This window comes from Pseudomonas sp. 22085 (assembly GCF_052045815.1).
Lineage (GTDB): Bacteria > Pseudomonadota > Gammaproteobacteria > Pseudomonadales > Pseudomonadaceae > Aquipseudomonas > Aquipseudomonas glycinae.
Genome location: NZ_JBQEQA010000016.1, coordinates 40328 through 57671 on the forward strand (window position 1 = coordinate 40328; position 17344 = coordinate 57671).

Genomic DNA, 17344 nt, shown 5'->3' on the forward strand with positions numbered 1-17344 from the left:
CTATGATTCAGCTCTCCTTTCCAGCATGGATGCTGCGCAATGCTCACGATTCTGCAAAACACTCCGCTACGGGTTTACCTGATTTTTCTGCTGGTGGTTTATTTCGGCATCAAGTCGTTTTCTCCCCGACGCGAGAGCCGTGCCTCGATGCTGATAACACCCCCGGCGTTTTTGGCGTGGTCGCTGTATTCCCTGAACCTGTCGATCAACCCGGCCTTGTTTTTCAGCACCTGGCTCGGCGCGCTGTTGCTGGGCGGTCTCTCGGCCTGGCTGGTTTTCTCCCGGCGGGGCGTGGTGCTCGACGACTCTGCGACAGGGCTGATCATGCCGGGCACCACAAAAATCCTGATCATGTACCTGATGTTCTTTTCCGCGAACTACTACTTCAATTATCAGCATGACGTGCATCCGGAGCGTTCCGCGTCCCCGGACATGCTGCTGCTCAAAGCCTGCATTGCGGGCTTCATGTGCGGCCTGATCGGCACCCGTTCTCTAAAGCTCTACTGGACGCTGCGTGGCCTGACATCCCGGCGACTACCCGAGAACGCTGTCGCCAATGAATGAGACAAGGCACGCGCGGTGCCTGGTTGCCCTTCACAAATCATCCGGACAAATAATCGGCACCACCGGCCCCTTGCTCCGTGACAACGCCGCCGCGCTCCCCTAAATTAGTCGGCCTGAAAAAGCCCCCAGCGCTTTCTCGTCTCATCTCAAGTTAAAAAAGTAGTGAAATTTCAATGTCCGATTTCAACACCGCTGAATCCGTAGTCACTCTGTCGTCCAAAGCGGAATACGAAAACTCCATCAATCTTTCACAACACATCCCACAGGCGAAGATCATCAGCGAGATGGTGCTGGACGCGTTCCAGTCGAGCCGCGAGAGCGATCAGATCCGCGAACTGCGCGCCGCGATCCGTCAGGCCCACGACCGCTTCGATGACGACCAGGCCTATGAGCTGATGGGCGAACTCAAGCGCCTGAAGGACGCCGAAGCCGCCGACATCGCCGCCCTCGAAGACCTCAGCAGCAAATTCCCGATCAGCCGCATCCTGTCCAGCTTCAAAGACGATCCGGCGTTCCAGGAAATCGTCTACGGCCTGGCCCTCAAGGTGCTGAACCAGACCCATCAGGCGATCAGCAACCCGAGCGGCGGCAAGAGCAAGGCCGCACGCGCCAAGAAAGACGTCGAGGTGTTCAGCATCAGCAAGGACGGCATCAGCGTGACCCTGCCGCTGCGCACACCGCGTTCGCGCCTGAGCGTAGATCGCGAGGCGCTGGAGTTCCTCGGCTTCACCTTCGTCGGTGAAGGCGAAGAGGCGGAAATCGAAGGCGAAACCTTCGTCGACAACGCCGGCACCGAGCACGCGATCAACCGCAAGAACATCATCACCGCGCTGCAACAGCAGACCGCGTTCGACGGTTACAGCATCGCCGCCCAGTAATACCGGCGCTGACGAAAAAGCCCCGCTCTGAACTTCAGGCGGGGCTTTTTGTTGTCCGGTGATCGGCGTTATGCCGACGGATGCACGGCGGCAATCATATCGACTTCGATGGCTGCGTTTTTCGGCAACTGATAGACGCCGACGGTGGTGCGGGTATGGCGCCCGACATCGCCCAACACATAACTGAACACGTCCGAGGCGCCGTTGGCGACTTCGCTGAGGTCGACGAAATCCGGCGTGGACTTCACGTACACCGTGACCCGTAACAACGACCTGACCTTGTCCAGCGAACCGACCGCATCGACGATAAAGGCCAGACAACGCATCGCGCTGATGCTCGCCGCGGCCTGCGCATCCTTGAGCGTCAACTCCTGCCCCACCCGCCCCGGATACTGAATCTTGCCCTCGGTGCGCGGCACCATGCCACTGATGTAAATCTCATCGTGATGACGGATCAACGGCGCGTAATTGCCGCCCACCGTGTTCTCGCCATTGATGTCGTAATTCAGCTCTTTTGCCAGGGCAATGAAGCGCTCGTCGCAGGTCATCCTCTCAGTCATTTCGCCCAGCCTCTTGATCGATGCATGTAGTTGGATCCGAATCTAGGGCTTTTGCCTACCGACCGCAACCTGTCGATTTCTAGCTAGTCGTTTCGGGGGAATGGCTGATTACCCCACCCTTTTGGGAGAGAGTCCGTTCGCGACAAAGGGCGTCGTTTCTCCATCATCCGAGCAACAAAAAACCCCGCTCATCTCTCGATGAACGGGGTTTCTCTTACAACGTTCGAACCTTACGGCGCGTACGTCAGCAGCAGCTCGGTCGGCACCTTGAAGTCCAGGGACATCATGACGCTCAGCGCGGTGATGGTGAAGATCGAGAACACGAACAGCTTGCGTGCCCAGACCGTGTCATCCACCGCCTTGTAGCCGGTCCAGGCCATGTACAGCCAGTACATGCCCATGGCCGCGGCGACGGCGAGGTAGCTCATGCCGGCGTAACCGCTGAAGGTCAGCATCAAGGTCGCCACGAGGAAGGCCAGGATGTAGAGCAGGATGTGCTTCTTGGCCACCTGGATCCCACGCTTCACTGGCAGCACCGGAATCGATGCGGCCAGGTAATCGTTGAAGCGGAAGATCGCGATGGCGTAGGAATGCGGCATCTGCCACAGGCTGAACATCACCAGCAGGGTCAGCGCGGCCATGTCGAAGCTGTTGGTCACGGCCACGTAACCGATCACCGGCGGCATGGCGCCCGACAGACTGCCCACCAGCGTGCCGTGAACCGACTTGCGCTTGAGGTACAGGCTGTAGAAGCCGACGTAGATGATGAAGCCGATCACGGCGAACAATGCGGCCAACGGGTTGGCCACCTTGTACAGCAACGCAACGCCGGCGACACCCAGGACGGTTGCATAGACCAGGGCCAGTTTCAGGGAGATCAAGCCCTGGACCAGCACCCGGTTCTTGGTGCGTTCCATCTTCAGGTCGATGTCGCGGTCGATGCAGTTGTTGAACACGCAACCGGAGGCCACGACCAGGGAAGTGCCGATCATGGCTGCCAGAAACACGGCCAGATCGACATGCCCTTTCGAGGCCAGGAAGAACCCGCCTGCCACAGAAAGCACGTTACCGAAAATGATCCCCGGTTTGGTGATTTGGATAAAGTGCTTGAGCGACATCGGGTTTACCTCACTTCGCCATCATGTAGGTGTGGATGCTGAACATGATCCACAGCGACAGACCGACCAGCAGCACGATCACGATGGCCGTAAAGACGAACGCAATCACGTTGTTACGTTGAGCGATGGAACGGTCCAGGTGCAGGAAGTAATACAGGTGAACGATCACCTGGATCACCGCGAACAGCAGGACGATTGCCAGCGTCGTCGACTTCGGCAGGGTCGGGAACATCACCAGGCCGAACGGGATGACGGTCAGGATTACCGACAGGATGAAGCCGATGGCGTACGACTTTACGCTGCCGTGGCCAGCATCATGGCTGTCATGGGAGTGTGCATTAGCCATTACAGGGTCCCCATCAGGTAAACAACGGTGAATACGCAGATCCACACCACGTCCAGGAAGTGCCAGAACAGGCTCAGGCAGCTCAGACGGGTCTTGTTGGTCGCCGTCAGGCCGTGCTTGTTGACCTGGTACATCATGATGCCCATCCAGATCAGACCGGCGGACACGTGCAGACCGTGGGTACCGACCAGCGTAAAGAACGCCGACAGGAAGCCCGAACGGCTAGGACCGAAGCCCTCGGAGATCAGCAGGTGGAACTCGTTGATCTCCATGGCGATGAAGCCTGCGCCGAGCAGGAAGGTCATGAACAACCAGCCCAGAACCTGCTGCTTTTTACCCTTGTACAACGCCAGCATGGCGAAGCCGTAGGTGATCGAACTGAACAACAGCAGAGCGGTTTCGCCCAGCACGTATGGCAGTTCGAAGATGTCGTGGCCCGACGGGCCACCGGCGACGTTGTTTACCAGTACCGCGTACACCGCGAAGATCGACGCAAACAGAATGCAGTCGGTCATCAGGTAGAGCCAGAAACCGTATACGGTCATCTCGCCCGAGTCGTGGTGATGGTCATCGTGCCCATGGTCATGACCATGGGCGTGTCCAGCATTGGTCACTAAGTTCGACATTGTTTAAGCCTGTTCCAACTTGGTTTCAACACGGGTTGCGGAAGCAGGGATCTTCCCGGCCGCTACCAGACGCTTGTGCTGCTCGGCTTCGATGCGCTCGATCACGTCGACCGGCACCATGTAGCCCTGATCGTCACGTGCTGCGTGGATCACGAAGTAGATGACAGTGCCGGCCAGGCTGGCGATCGCCAACCACCAGATGTGCCAGATCATCGCGAAACCGAACACGGTCAGCAGTGCGCCCATCACCACGCCAGTGGCGGTGTTGTTCGGCATGTGGATCGGTTCGTACTTGGCCGGAGCCTTGTACGCGGTACCGTTTTCCTTGGCCTCGGTGAACGGATCGATGCAGTCTGCTTTTGGCAGTACAGCGAAGTTGTAGAACGGAGGTGGCGACGAGGTCGACCATTCCAGGGTATGGGCATTCCACGGGTCACCGTGTTCGCACATGTTTTCCGGTTTCTTGCGGTCACGCACCGACACGTACAGCTGGATCAGCTGGCAGGCGATACCGACAGCGATCATCACCGCACCGAACATGGCAACGTACAGGTACGGTACCCACTCAGGGTTGGTGGTGGCGTTCAGACGACGGGTCATGCCCATGAAGCCCAGAGCGTAGAGCGGCATGAACGCGACGAAGAAGCCCGAGATCCAGAACCAGAACGCTGCTTTACCCCAGCCTTCGTGCAGCTTGAAGCCGAACGCTTTCGGGAAGTAGAAGCCGAAACCTGCGATGTAGCCGAATACCGCGCCGCCGATGATCACGTTGTGGAAGTGCGCGATCACGAACAGGCTGTTGTGCAGAACGAAGTCAGCACCCGGGATGGCCAGCAGTACGCCGGTCATGCCGCCGATGGCGAAGGTCACCATGAAGCCCAGGGTCCACAGAACCTGGCTGGTGAAGCGCAGACGGCCCTGGTAGATGGTGAACAGCCAGTTGAACAGTTTCACACCCGTCGGGATGGAAATCAGCATCGTCGCCAGACCGAAGAAGGCGTTGACGCTGGCACCCGAACCCATGGTGAAGAAGTGGTGCAGCCAAACCATGAAGCCCAGTACCGAGATCGCGCCCGAGGCGTAGATCATCGAGTGATGGCCGAACAGTTTCTTGCCGGTGAAGGCCGAGATGACTTCCGAGAAAATGCCGAACGCCGGCAGGATCAGGATGTAAACCTCAGGGTGGCCCCATGCCCAGAACAGGTTGACGTACATCATCGGATTGCCACCAAGTTCATTGGTGAAAATGTGGAAATCCATGTAACGGTCAAGGGTCAGCAGTGCCAGGGTAGCGGTCAGGATCGGGAACGAAGCCACGATCAGAACGTTTGCCCAGGTGCAGGTCCAGGTGAAGATCGGCATGTCCATCAGTTTCATGCCAGGGGTACGCATTTTCAGCACGGTCGCGAGGAAGTTGACCCCGGTTAGCGTTGTACCCAGACCCGATAGCTGTAGCGCCCAGATGTAGTAGTCCATCCCCACGCCAGGGCTGTATTGCAGACCCGACAGCGGTGGATAGGCAACCCAGCCGGTCTTGGCGAATTCGCCGACGCCCAGGGACAGGTTGATCAGCACGACGCCGGACACCAGCAGCCAGAAGCTCAGGGAGTTCAGGAACGGGAACGCAACGTCACGTGCGCCGATCTGCAGCGGCACTGCAAGGTTCATCAGGCCGGTGAAGAATGGCATCGCCATGAAGATGATCATGATCACACCGTGAGCGGTGAAGATCTGGTCATAGTGTTCAGGTGGCAGGTAGCCAGGCGAACCCTCGGTGGCCATGGCCAGCTGGGTACGCATCATGATGGCGTCGGCAAAACCGCGCAGCAGCATGACCATGGCGACGATGATGTACATCACGCCGATTTTCTTGTGGTCGACCGACGTCAGCCACTCGGTCCACAGGTAAGTCCACTTCTTGAAGTAGGTGATTGCAGCGAACAACGCCAGACCACCGAGCGCGATCATCGAGATGGTGACCATCACGATCGGCTCGTGGAAAGGGATCGCTTCCCAACTTAATTTACCAAACATCGTTTACTCCTCTGCCCCGGCAGCTGAATGCGAATTCGAGTCCATATCCGTTGCCGCCACTTCTTTCTCTTTCTTCTCGTGCTTCAGCGGCTTGCCCGGTTTCATGCCTTCGTACTTGTCGACGATGGTCTGGAACAGGTTCGGCGTGACCGAGGAGTAGAGCTCGACTGGATTGTTCTGGCTTGGCTTGGCAAGGGCTGCGTATTCAGCGGCTTCAAGCTGTTTAGGTGCCTTTTTGACTTCACTTACCCAGGCGTCGAAATCTTCCTGAGAAGTTGCGATCGCTTTGAATTTCATACCGGTGAAACCAGCGCCGCTGTAGTTGGCGGAGATACCGTCCATTTCAGCGTTGCGGTCAGCGATCAGGTGCAGCTTGGTGGTCATGCCCGCCATCGCATAGATCTGGCCGCCCAGGCCCGGGATGAAGAACGAGTTCATCACCGCGTCCGAAGTGATCCGGAAGTTAACCGGGGTATGCGCCGGGAACACGATCTTGTTGACCGTGGCAATGCCTTGTTCCGGGTAGATGAACAGCCACTTCCAGTCCAGCGCGACCACTTCGATGGTCACCGGCTTGACGTCGGATTCGATCGGACGATACGGATCCAGCGAGTGGGTCGACTTGTAGGTGATGTAACCCAGGGCAATGATGATCAGGACCGGGATGGTCCAGACTGCCACTTCGATCTTGGTCGAGTGCGACCATTTCGGGGTGTAGACGGCGTTCTTGTTCGAGGCGCGGTACTTCCAGGCGAACAGGAAGGTCATGACGATGACCGGCACAACGACCAACAGCATCAGCAGCGTGGCGGTGATGATCAGGTTGCGCTGTTCCAGGCCGACCTGGCCCGTTGGATTGAGCAAGGTCATGTTGCAGCCTCCCAGCAACAACGTGCCGAGCAGCGGCACTAGGCCTAGTAATCTGGGGTACCTGTTTTTACTCATCTCACGACCTCTAAAGCAGCTTGCGCAATGCAGTTGGGTTTTGATCGCCAACACTTCACCCTGCCAAGGGTTGGCATTTTCTTTGGATTGAATAAGGGCTGCCCGTCGCGCGTCAGACGCTCGACAAAACCTGGGACAGCGGTCAGTTCTTATTCGAATTCGTGGTCAAAGGCCTTGTTACAGACCAATTCCATTTGGTGCGGAAAGTTGGAAGGCACCGACACCTGGGTGTCTCGCAAGCCTCTCGGCTGCCCGACACCCGACTTCCTGCTCGCCTCCTTAATAAAGGCTGAACAGTGCCGGGAATTCAGTGCGGGCGATTGTAGATAGGTAGCGCCCTATACACCATGTCTTATCCCGAAATAATTTTTATCGCTCAGAGCAACAATCCATCAACGTTTTTGCAAAAGTGACCCATGTTATCGAAATCGATTCTCAACAAAAACACCAAAAAGTGTACGTCTATCCGCATCAGTTCAGACAGCTCCGTGGGCTTTTTCCCACCGCGCGATTCGCGCAAAGCCCGATATCCCAAGGCTTTTGGCCATCTGTCAGAGTCTGTTAAAACTGCCTGATCCGGCACCCCCGTGCAAAGAACGAAAAACGCCGGAACAGACCAATCCTTTTTTGTAACAGCACTCCAATCCGGGCCGGTGAAACGCGCTGCGACACGGCGCGTGTGACAACATGTCGCACACCTGTCGCACCCTTCCTTGCTGTTCGTCACGGTGTTTTCACACAGACCCTGAAATGCCAAACGCCCCGATTTGCGTCACCGCAAATCGAGGCGTTTGTATTATCGGCGCAGGCGCCGAAAAGTTGATTCAGCGCAATGCTTTTCGGTTACGCGAGGTCAGCAGCGGCACCAGGATCACCACCAGCACGAAGGCCAACAGCGCCCATTGAGCGAGCGACAGGCCGAGAATCGGCGGGTACGGCGTCGAGCAGAAACCGTCGACCTGGAAGCCCAGCGGGAAGATCTTCGCCAGCGGCAGGTCATCGACGATCGGCTGCAACACATCGATGCCGCAGCTCACCGCCGGATAGAACTGGGTATACACGTGATGCCCGGCGACACCGGCCCCGGCGATGGCACAAATCACCACCAGCACCTCGAACACGGTGATGCTGCGTCGGGTGCGCATGGCCGCGCCGATGAACGCGAACAGCGCGATCAGCAGCAACGCATAACGCTGCAGGATGCACAGCGGGCACGGCGCCTCGCCGAGCACGACCTGCATGTACAGCGCACCGCCGATCAGCGCCAGGCAGATGATGCCCAGCAACACCAGATAGCGCCGCTCACGTCCCAATCGAATCGTTTCCTCGCTCATCGCGTTTCCCTTTCATGTCCATGGTTCAGCTGGCCGGCGGCTGCGCTTGCAGTTGCGCCATCAGGCTGATGTTGTCTTCGATATGCCAATTGGCCGCGATGCGACCGTTGTCGATCTGATAGATATCGGTTGCCCGGAAGTCTACACGCTGGCCCTGCCCTTTGAGAGCCTTGAACGTGCCGGTGAAATGCCCGCGAAAGTGCAGATGCACCACCACGCGATCCCCGGCGACGATCATTTGCTCGATCTCGCAGCTCAAGTCCGGCACCGCCGTGCGAAAGAACTTCGACGCCAGCAGCGGCCCGGTCGGCCCCTGCACCCGGCCTTCCGGCGGGGTCTTGTCGACGAACTGCGGCGACAGGGCGGCGGTGGCCAACGCCTCTTCGCCCGTGTTCCAGAAACTGCCGTAACGCCGCGCCGCCAGCTCCATCGCATCGCGCTGGGCCTTGGGCAGGCTCTGATCGACGATCAGGGTCTGGGGTTCGATCAAGGCGGATTCGGCGAACGCGAACGGACTGGACAGCAAGGCAACCGACAGGCCCAACGTGGCCAGGCTGAAACGACGGGAAGAGGCGAAGTGCGACATGGGGGCGATCCTGATCATGTAAACGAACGAGCGCCTATCATCAGCATCGGGGAATAAACGATAAACCGGTTAAGAAACGATTAACCTTTAAACAGAATTTAAGAATCAAGTCAGCGGCGCCCCCATCGCGGGCAAGCCCGCTCCCACAGGTTCGGCGTCGCTCACAGATGCTGTGTACGACATAAATCCTGTGGGAGCGGGCTTGCCCGCGATAGAGGCGACTCGGTCCTGGATTATTCCAGAGCAGCAGCCGGCCCGAAGAACTCATACCGGCTCTGCTTCTCAGGCACACCCAGCGCCTTCAGGTGTCGCTTGATCGCCCCCATGAAACCTTTCGGCCCAAGGAAGTAAGCGTCCACATCACGCTCCGCCGGCAGCCACTTGCCCAGTTGCTCCTCGCTCAACAACCCGACCTTGTCCGCCGCTGGGCTCACGCCGTCATCTTCGGCGTAGCAATAAAAACGCTTGAGCTGCGGATGACGCGCGGCCAGACCATCGATCCAGTCACGGAACGCATGCACGCTGCCATTGCGCGCGCAGTGAATGAAATGCACCGGACGCTCGGTTTCCAGCGCCGCTTCCAGCATCGCCAGCGTCGGAGTGATGCCGACGCCGCCGCTGATCAGTACCAGCGGTTTGTCGCTGGCGGTCAGGGTGAACTCGCCCGATGGCGGGAACAGCTGGATGCTGGCACCGACATGAAGCTGATCGTGCAGGTAATTGGAGGCACGGCCGCCCGGTTCGCGTTTGACGCTGATACGGTACTGACCTTTGTTGGCCAAGGCCGACAGCGAATAGTTGCGACGGATCTCTTCGCCGTCGAGGATCAGCTTCATGCCGATGTACTGGCCTGGTTCGGCCGCCAGGATCGGGCCCTTGTCCGCCGGCTCGAAGTAGAAAGAGGTGATTTCCGCGCTCTCCTCGACCTTGGCCGCGACGATGAACTCCCGCGCCCCGCGCCAGCCGCCGACAGCCTGTTCTTTCTGGTCGTAGATGGCGGTTTCGGCACCGATGAGAATCTCGGCCAGCTGACCGTAGGCTGCGCCCCAGGCGCTCATCACCTCCGGGGTGGCGATTTCTTCGCCGAGCACTTCGCAGATGGCGCGCAGCAGGCAGGTTCCGACGATCGGGTAATGCTCCGGCAGGATCTGCAACGCCACGTGCTTGTTGATGATTTTCGCCACCAGATCGCCCAACTGGTCGAGTTGATCGATGTGGCGCGCATACATCAACACACCGTTCGCCAGAGCGCGAGGCTGGTCACCGCTGGCCTGGTGGGCCTGGTTGAACAGCGGGCGGACTTCCGGATACTCGGAGAGCATCATGCGGTAGAAATGGGTGATCAGCGCTTCGCCGCCGCTTTCCAGCAGAGGCACGGTGGATTTGATGATTGCACGATCCTGAACGCTAAGCATAAGGGTGACTCCTGAGCTTTCTCTAAAAGTGCCTTAGCTATTCCAGTATTCGTGCCAACTATTTTGTTCATATAAATCAATAGCTTGAAAATCATGTAGTCAGATCGACACAAGCACCTCTATAGTCGCTTGGACTACAACGTGTCTCTTTGACTACAGGCCTATGTCCGCCAAATCACTGCTCACCGCCCTGCTCCCACTGGTCTCCGACCTGTCCCGCGAACTGCCCGAAGGCGAGCGCTACCGGCGCCTGCTGGAAGCCATGCGCGCCCTGCTGCCCTGCGATGCCGCCGCCCTGTTGCGCCTCGACGGCGAGTGGCTGGTGCCGCTGGCTGTGGACGGATTGAGTACCGACACCCTCGGCCGCCGGTTCAAGGTCAGCGAACATCCGCGCTTTGAAGTGCTGCTGGCCGGCGAAGGGCCGACCCGTTTCGCCGCCGACAGCGATCTGCCCGATCCGTACGACGGACTGGTCGACGGCCTCGACGATCATCTTGAAGTTCACGATTGCCTCGGCTGTCCGTTGTTCGTCGATGAAAAGCTGTGGGGGCTGATCACCCTCGACGCCCTCGATCCGGAGCGCTTCGAACCGATCGAACTCGACGCCCTGCAAGCCTTCGCCAGTCTCGCATCGGCCACTGTGAATGCCGCTGAACGCATCGAGCGTCTGGCGATTCGCGCTGAAGACGAACACCAGCGCGCCGAGGTTTATCGTCAGGCCAGCGGTCAGCAAAACCGTGAAATGATCGGCCAGAGCAAGGCCCACAAACGGCTGGTGGAAGAAATCAATCTGGTCGGCGGCAGCGACCTGACCGTGCTGATCACTGGGGAAACCGGGGTCGGCAAGGAACTGGTGGCCCAGGCCATTCACGCCGCTTCCAAGCGCGCCGACAAACCGATCATCAGCCTCAACTGCGCGGCGCTGCCGGACACGCTCGTCGAAAGTGAACTGTTCGGCCACGTGCGCGGCGCCTTCACCGGTGCCACCAGCGACCGGCGCGGCAAGTTCGAACTGGCCAATGGCGGCACGCTGTTTCTCGATGAAGTCGGCGAGTTGTCGCTGACCGTCCAGGCCAAGCTGTTGCGGGTGTTGCAGAGTGGTCAGTTGCAGCGCCTGGGTTCGGACAAGGAGCATCAGGTCGACGTGCGCCTGATCGCTGCGACCAACCGTGATCTGGCCGAAGAAGTGCGCAGCGGCCGCTACCGAGCCGACTTTTACCATCGCCTCAGCGTTTACCCGTTGCGGGTGCCGGCGCTGCGTGACCGGGGTCGCGATGTGCTGTTGCTGAGCGGTTACTTCCTGGAACAGAACCGCTCGCGCATGGGCCTCAATAGTCTGCGCCTGAGCAGCGACGCCCAGGAAGCGCTGCTGGCCTACACCTGGCCGGGCAACGTGCGGGAACTGGAGCACTTGATCGGACGCAGCGCGCTGAAGGCGCTGGGCAACTGCAAGGTGCGACCGAAGATTCTCAGTTTGAGCGCGATGGACCTCGATCTGCCGCGCGAGGTTGTGGATAACTCGCCGGCGCCGTCCGAAGCGACTGCCGCTCTGCCATTGATCAGCGGCGACCTGCGCAGCGCCACCGAGCAGTATCAGCGGCAGTTGATCAGTGCAGCGCTTGAGCGCAATCAGGACAACTGGGCCAGTGCCGCCCGTGAACTGGGGCTGGACCGGGCGAATCTGGGGCGGATGGCGAAGCGGTTGGGGATGAAATAAAAGTCCCGCCGTCGGATTGGCGCCGGAATCCCTAAAGCCTGCCGGTTACAAGTCGATAACCCGGCATCGATACCTGCTGGCGATCCGTGCGATCGCCGCTCACCTTTTTCCACAGAAGGTTTTTATGTCTTCCAACAAAGCCCGCGCAGATTCACTTTCGCTTCTGCTGTTTACCTTGCGCAGCGGCAAGCTGATGGCGATCAACCTGCTGAAGGTCAGTGAAATCATCCCCTGCCCGCCGCTGACCAAGCTGCCGGAGTCGCACCCGCACGTCAAAGGCATCGCCACTTTGCGCGGTGCTTCGCTGTCGGTGATCGACCTGAGCCGCGCCATCGGCGAGCGGCCGCTGGAAGATCCGAACGGCGGCTGCCTGATCGTCACCGACGTCAGCCGTTCGAAACAGGGTCTGCATGTGCAGGCGGTGAGCAAGATCGTGCATTGCCTGACCACTGACATCAAACCGCCGCCGTTCGGTTCCGGCGGTTCGCGCGCCTACATCACTGGCGTGACCTCGGTGGACGGCACGCTGGTGCAGGTGCTGGACATCGAAAAAGTCATCCACGGCATCGCCCCGGCGCAGATCGAAATGGCCCCGACCGAGCTGAGCATGGAAGACGCCGAAGTGCTGGGCAACGCGCGGATTCTGGTGGTGGACGACAGCCAGGTCGCGCTGCAGCAATCGGTGCACACCCTGCGCAACCTCGGCCTGCAATGCCACACTGCGCGCAGCGCCAAGGAAGCCATCGACTGCCTGCTGGACCTGCAAGGCACGGCGCAGCAGATCAACCTGATCGTCTCCGACATCGAAATGTCCGAGATGGACGGCTACGCCTTCACTCGTACCCTGCGCGAGACCCCGGACTTCGCCCACCTCTACGTGCTGCTGCACACCTCACTCGACAGCGCGATGAACAGCGAAAAGGCCCGCCTCGCCGGCGCCAACGGTGTGCTGACCAAGTTCTCCTCGCCGGAGCTGACCCACTGCCTGATCGAAGCGGCCAAATTCGTCGCCGCTCAGGGCCACTGAGTCTTGGGCGAGACGTTCTGCTTCCTGATGCGGCGCGACCTGAGCCAGGACGTGCCGGCCATCGAATGGCCGAACGGCATCGAACTCGCCACCTACAGCGCCGAACGTGCAGCCGCCGTGCATGAGCTGATGCAGTTCGGCTACCGCGAAAGCGGTGGTCGGGTGCCAGCGCCGGACGTCTGGCAACAGCAGTTTGAAAACGACCCGGAATACGATCCGGCACTGTGTTTCATCGCCAGCGATGCCGAAGGCGTCATTGGCGTGGCGCAATGCTGGACCAGTGCCTACATCAAGAATCTGGTGGTGCATCCTCGCGCTCAGGGTCGTGGATTGGGTCGGGCGTTGCTGCTTCATGCATTCAAGGTGTTTCAGGATCGGCGCGAAGGGTTTGTCGACCTGAAGGTGCTGGAGAGCAACCAGCGAGCACAGCGCTTGTACGAAAGGTCTGGAATGTACGTGGTTCGCCGGGAACTGGTGCCGGACTGACAGACCGCCATCGCTGGCAAGCCAGCTCCCACAGGTATTTGCGGCGCTCACAAAAACTGTGGGAGCGGGCTTGCCCGCGATGGCGGCCTCAAGACAACTTTTCCCGCTCAGGCATACTCCAACCCTGGCCTGAACCCAAGGATGCCCGAACCATGAAACGCCTCGCCCTCTCCGTACTTTGCCTCATCGCCCCGTTGGCACACGCCTCCAGCCCCGACGCCTGGGCGGCCTACGACAAAACCGTGCTCGCCAGTTGCACCAAGGCCAGCGGCCTGAAAAACGCCAAACCGGTCGGCAACGCCGCGCAATTCGATGACCGCGTCGGCTACACCGCGCTGTTGCTGCAAGGCCAATACCCGCAAAAACACATGAAGGGCCAGCAAGGCACCGAGTTGTGCCTGTACAACAAAAAGTCGAAAACCGCGTTCGTCACCGAATGGGACTCGATCCGCCCGACCGCCAAACCCTGAGCGAATGGCGCACAACTTGCTTCACTCCGGGCCTGTACGGCGGCTTTATGTCGCCGATTCACACCCTGATTGAAGATTGCCCGCTCAATGAATACAACCTTTTCCTGCGTAGGCTGCGGCAAATGCTGCACCGATCACCATGTGCCCCTGACCCTGGCCGAAGCCCGCATGTGGGCGGCTGACGGCGGTCAGGTGATCGTGCTGGTGGAGGCGTTTCTCGCCAACGGCCTCGGCCTGCCGGAGCAGCAGCGTGAACACGCTCAGCGGCGTTCGGCGGTAGTACGCAGCGGAATGTCCGACGCCCATGTGGCAATCACTTTCGCTGCCTACAACGTCGGCCCCTGCCGGAATCTTGACGAAGACAAGCTGTGCCGCATCTACGAGCGCCGGCCGCTGGTGTGCCGCATCTATCCCGCCGAAATCAATCCGCACATTGCGCTGAACCCCACCGCCAAGGACTGTCCGCCAGAGTCCTGGGAGCAAGGGCCGCAGTTGATCGTCGGCGGTGAGCTGGTGAATCAGGAACTGGTGACGCTGATCCAGCGCTCCCGTCAGGCCGATCGGGATGACATCCAGACCAAGGACGCGATCTGCGGCCTGCTCGGCATCCGCACCACCGCGCTCAAGGGCGACGGGTTTACCGCGTATCTGCCGAACATGGGCGCGTTTGCCTCGGTGATCGATCAGGTCACGGCGCAGCCATTGAGCGAAGTTTCCAGTGAATGGCTGTTCCATGTCTCCGGCGACGACATCGCCGGGCAAGTACGGGCGGCCGGAGCACACGTGGTGTCCGAACCGCCGCAGACCTACGCGTTCATCTCGTTGCGAGCAGCCTGAGCGCCCTGCCGCCGCCCCCAGAATTCCCGCGCCAGCGAACGCAAATCCCCCGCCAGCCCCGCCACATCCTGTGAGTTGAGCTGGCTCTGGCGCCCCTCATCCACCGTCAGCTCGCACGCCGTGCGAATACTGACGATATTGCGGTTGATGTCCTCACTCACCGCGCTCTGTTCTTCAACCGCCGCCGCAATCTGCAGACTCATCTCGGTGATCTGCTCGACCCGCCCGCTGATCCCGTCCAGTGCCCGGGCCGCACGCTGCGCCTGTTCGACGCTGTTATCCACATGCTCGCTGCTCTGCTGCATCACCAGCACCGCATCCCGCGCGCCGTTTTGCAGGGTGCTGATCATCCGTTGAATCTCGTTGGTCGATTGTTGAGTGCGCTGAGCCAGACCGCGCACCTCATCGGCCACCACCGCAAACCCGCGTCCGGCATCCCCGGCCCGGGCCGCTTCGATCGCCGCGTTGAGCGCCAGCAGGTTGGTCTGCTCGGCGATGCTGCGAATTACCTCCAGCACCCCGGAAATTTCGCTGCTGTGGCCTTCGAGTTGATGAATCACCTCGGTCGCCCGCCCCAACTCCTCGGCCAGCCGCAACACCGCACTGCGACTCTCGCCGACCAGCAAATGCCCCTCACGGGTTTCCGTCCCGGCCATATCCGCCGCCACCGACGCCTGCTGCGCATGGCTGGCGACCTCGGCCACACTGGCCGCCATCTGATGAATCGCCGCCGCCACCTGATCGGTTTCCGCCTGCTGCGCCAACGTACTGGTATGACTGCTTTGCAAATGATCCACAAGCTGCGCCGCATGCCCGGCCAATCGCTGCGATGCATCGCCAATGCGCCCCACCACCGCGCCGACCTGCGCTTCAAGCATCTGCAAGGCAAACTCGATCTGCCCGAACTGATCCCGCCGCCCGGTATAAATGCCCTGGCTCAACGGGTTATCGGCAATCAGCCGGGCACGCTCGGTCAAATGCTCCAGCGGCCGCAATAACCAACCCACGCCCAGCGCACACGCGCCGCTGCCGACCACCAGCGCAGCAGCTTCGATGCCCATGGACTCCGGCCGCAGCCAGGCTTCCATCCCCAGCACCAGCGCCAGCACCGAACTGGTCAACGCCATGATCTTCGCCCGCAAACTCAGGCTCGGCAGCCGCGGCCACCGCGCCACCCGCCCCTCGCGCAACTGCGCATACGCCCGCTCCGCTGCCGCAATCTGCCGCGCATCCGGCCGCGTGCGCACCGACTGATACTCCACCGCCGCACCGTTCTGCGTGACCGGCGTGACATAGGCACTGACCCAGTAGTGATCACCGCTCTTGCAACGATTCTTCACCAGCCCCATCCACGACCGCCCACCCTTGAGCGTCTGCCACATATGGGCAAACGCCTGCGCCGGCATGTCCGGATGACGCAGCAAATTGTGCGGCGCACCCAGCAGCTCGTCGCGGCTGTAACCGCTGATCCTGATGAAGTCGTCGTTGGCGTAGGTGATCGCGCTGGTCAGATCGGTGGTCGAGAGAATGTTCGCATCCGGCGCAACATCGACATTGCGCCCGGTCACCGGGAGATTGATCTTCATGGAAAGCGCGCTCGTTTTATTGGAAAGAGTCGGCAGGGCTGCTGACTCTAAGCGCACTCACTGGTGAAACGTTGATCTGGCTCAGGAACTGAGCAATTAGCCATCACTGTGACCGAAAATCACAGCAACGGCCGAGGCGGGATTGAATCAGCGCTTGCCCATCGAACGGCGAGTACCCGAAGGTGCCACACCCGGAATCTTGGCATGACGATCACCGTCCTTGCCCTTGAACTGCGGCTGCTTCGCCGCTTTGGCAGCCGCCAGATCACCTGGTTTGAACGGAAACTTGAACGCAGGAATGGTCGGCTTGGATTCACTGGCCTCAGCCAGCTCTGCCGGGACATCGCTCACAGCGTTGTCGATTGGGGAAGTCATGAAAGCTCCGCGAAGCAAAAAGTCCGGCCCGGTGGACGAGCCGCGAAAGCGCGCAGTATACCTGCGTGAGCGGAGTTTAAAGAGCCCCCAAAAGGATACGACCAGTGCCTTTTTGGGACAGGTCGACTAACGGATCACCCCTCCCGATCTACCCAAAAGCACTACAGCAACAAACGGTACACCCAACACATATCCAAACATCCGAAAATGGAACGCGGAGCGTCCCGGGCGGCATTCCCACGCGGAGCGTGGGAACGATCAAAACAAAAGCAGTCCGTTTTCTGCTTCTGTCTTCAGCTCTCCGCTCTCCGCTCTTCACCACTCAAAACGATGAGCGTTAGCTCGAGTACCGCTTTTGACGTGCCGGCCCCATCGGAAGGCTGAGTGGAGGGATTTATCCGGGGGTGGGAGCGCAGCGACCGTGCGGCGCAGCCGCATGC

18 protein-coding genes and 1 pseudogene are annotated in these 17344 nt (G+C 59.9%); 7 read left to right on the plus strand and 12 right to left on the minus strand.

Annotation, left to right across the window (positions count from 1 at the left end; genetic code table 11):
- Positions 1-39 precede the first annotated feature (39 nt).
- A complete protein-coding gene (locus ACTJK7_RS19920) occupies positions 40-564 on the plus strand; it encodes a hypothetical protein (RefSeq protein WP_440779914.1) in 525 nt (174 codons plus the stop codon).
- A gap of 173 nt (positions 565-737) precedes the next feature.
- Positions 738-1442, plus strand: coding sequence for a hypothetical protein (locus tag ACTJK7_RS19925; protein WP_064383940.1), 705 nt, complete (start codon positions 738-740; stop codon positions 1440-1442).
- A 68-nt stretch (positions 1443-1510) separates the two neighbouring features.
- Here the strand turns inward: ACTJK7_RS19925 and ACTJK7_RS19930 are convergent, their stop codons facing one another.
- The 9 genes from ACTJK7_RS19930 to hmpA all read right to left on the minus strand — a co-directional run bounded on the left by ACTJK7_RS19930 (position 1511) and on the right by hmpA (position 10406).
- Positions 1511-2002: a RidA family protein gene (locus tag ACTJK7_RS19930; RefSeq protein WP_007956714.1), complete on the minus strand. Its 492-nt coding sequence runs from the start codon at positions 2000-2002 to the stop codon at positions 1511-1513.
- 230 nt (positions 2003-2232) lie between these two features.
- Positions 2233-3120 carry a heme o synthase gene (gene cyoE, locus ACTJK7_RS19935; RefSeq protein WP_085668163.1) on the minus strand — a complete coding sequence of 296 codons (888 nt, stop codon included), beginning with the start codon at positions 3118-3120 and terminating at the stop codon, positions 2233-2235.
- A gap of 10 nt (positions 3121-3130) precedes the next feature.
- Positions 3131-3466, minus strand: coding sequence for a cytochrome o ubiquinol oxidase subunit IV (gene cyoD / locus ACTJK7_RS19940; RefSeq protein ID WP_007956718.1), 336 nt, complete (start codon positions 3464-3466; stop codon positions 3131-3133).
- On the minus strand, positions 3466-4092 hold the full coding sequence (locus tag ACTJK7_RS19945; RefSeq protein WP_007956720.1) for a cytochrome o ubiquinol oxidase subunit III: 627 nt from the start codon (positions 4090-4092) through the stop codon (positions 3466-3468). The genes cyoD and ACTJK7_RS19945 overlap by 1 nt, the downstream gene beginning before the upstream one ends.
- A 3-nt stretch (positions 4093-4095) precedes the next feature.
- Positions 4096-6126 carry a cytochrome o ubiquinol oxidase subunit I gene (cyoB, locus tag ACTJK7_RS19950; protein ID WP_064383941.1) on the minus strand — a complete coding sequence of 677 codons (2031 nt, stop codon included), beginning with the start codon at positions 6124-6126 and terminating at the stop codon, positions 4096-4098.
- Positions 6127-6129: 3 nt separating this feature from the next.
- Positions 6130-7071, minus strand: a complete 942-nt coding sequence (gene cyoA / locus ACTJK7_RS19955) for a ubiquinol oxidase subunit II (protein ID WP_011335843.1) — start codon at positions 7069-7071, stop codon at positions 6130-6132.
- Positions 7072-7895: 824 nt separating this feature from the next.
- Positions 7896-8405, minus strand: a complete 510-nt coding sequence (locus tag ACTJK7_RS19960) for a disulfide bond formation protein B (RefSeq protein WP_440779915.1) — start codon at positions 8403-8405, stop codon at positions 7896-7898.
- 25 nt (positions 8406-8430) lie between these two features.
- Positions 8431-8991: an ester cyclase gene (locus ACTJK7_RS19965; protein ID WP_011335845.1), complete on the minus strand. Its 561-nt coding sequence runs from the start codon at positions 8989-8991 to the stop codon at positions 8431-8433.
- 233 nt (positions 8992-9224) lie between these two features.
- The gene (hmpA, locus tag ACTJK7_RS19970) at positions 9225-10406 is read right to left on the minus strand and encodes an NO-inducible flavohemoprotein (protein WP_440781097.1); all 1182 of its coding nucleotides are present in this window, start codon (positions 10404-10406) and stop codon (positions 9225-9227) included.
- Between the two features lie 163 nt (positions 10407-10569).
- Here hmpA and norR point away from each other — a divergent pair, with 163 nt between their 5' ends.
- The 5 genes from norR (at position 10570) to ACTJK7_RS19995 (ending at position 14943) form a co-directional block, all read left to right on the plus strand.
- Entirely contained in the window at positions 10570-12123 is a 1554-nt protein-coding gene (gene norR / locus ACTJK7_RS19975; protein ID WP_108563197.1) for a nitric oxide reductase transcriptional regulator NorR, read from the plus strand.
- Between the two features lie 124 nt (positions 12124-12247).
- On the plus strand, positions 12248-13150 hold the full coding sequence (locus ACTJK7_RS19980) for a chemotaxis protein CheV (RefSeq protein WP_007956731.1): 903 nt from the start codon (positions 12248-12250) through the stop codon (positions 13148-13150).
- Positions 13151-13177: 27 nt separating this feature from the next.
- On the plus strand, positions 13178-13636 hold the full coding sequence (locus ACTJK7_RS19985) for a GNAT family N-acetyltransferase (RefSeq protein ID WP_108563199.1): 459 nt from the start codon (positions 13178-13180) through the stop codon (positions 13634-13636).
- 152 nt (positions 13637-13788) lie between these two features.
- Complete coding sequence (locus ACTJK7_RS19990; RefSeq protein ID WP_007956738.1) at positions 13789-14106, plus strand: hypothetical protein; 318 nt, start codon at positions 13789-13791, stop codon at positions 14104-14106.
- A gap of 87 nt (positions 14107-14193) precedes the next feature.
- Complete coding sequence (locus tag ACTJK7_RS19995) at positions 14194-14943, plus strand: YkgJ family cysteine cluster protein (protein ID WP_440781098.1); 750 nt, start codon at positions 14194-14196, stop codon at positions 14941-14943.
- On the opposite strand, the gene ACTJK7_RS20000 is transcribed toward ACTJK7_RS19995, so the two are convergent.
- The 3 genes and pseudogenes from ACTJK7_RS20000 to ACTJK7_RS20010 form a co-directional block, all read right to left on the minus strand.
- Positions 14913-16004, minus strand: coding sequence for a methyl-accepting chemotaxis protein (locus tag ACTJK7_RS20000; protein WP_419791393.1), 1092 nt, complete (start codon positions 16002-16004; stop codon positions 14913-14915). The two genes, ACTJK7_RS19995 and ACTJK7_RS20000, sit on opposite strands and share 31 nt — an antisense overlap.
- Before the next feature lie 243 nt (positions 16005-16247).
- Positions 16248-16529, minus strand: a pseudogene (locus ACTJK7_RS20005) (PAS domain-containing protein); the annotation flags it as partial.
- A gap of 147 nt (positions 16530-16676) precedes the next feature.
- Complete coding sequence (locus ACTJK7_RS20010; protein ID WP_440781099.1) at positions 16677-16904, minus strand: hypothetical protein; 228 nt, start codon at positions 16902-16904, stop codon at positions 16677-16679.
- Positions 16905-17344: the final 440 nt, after the last annotated feature.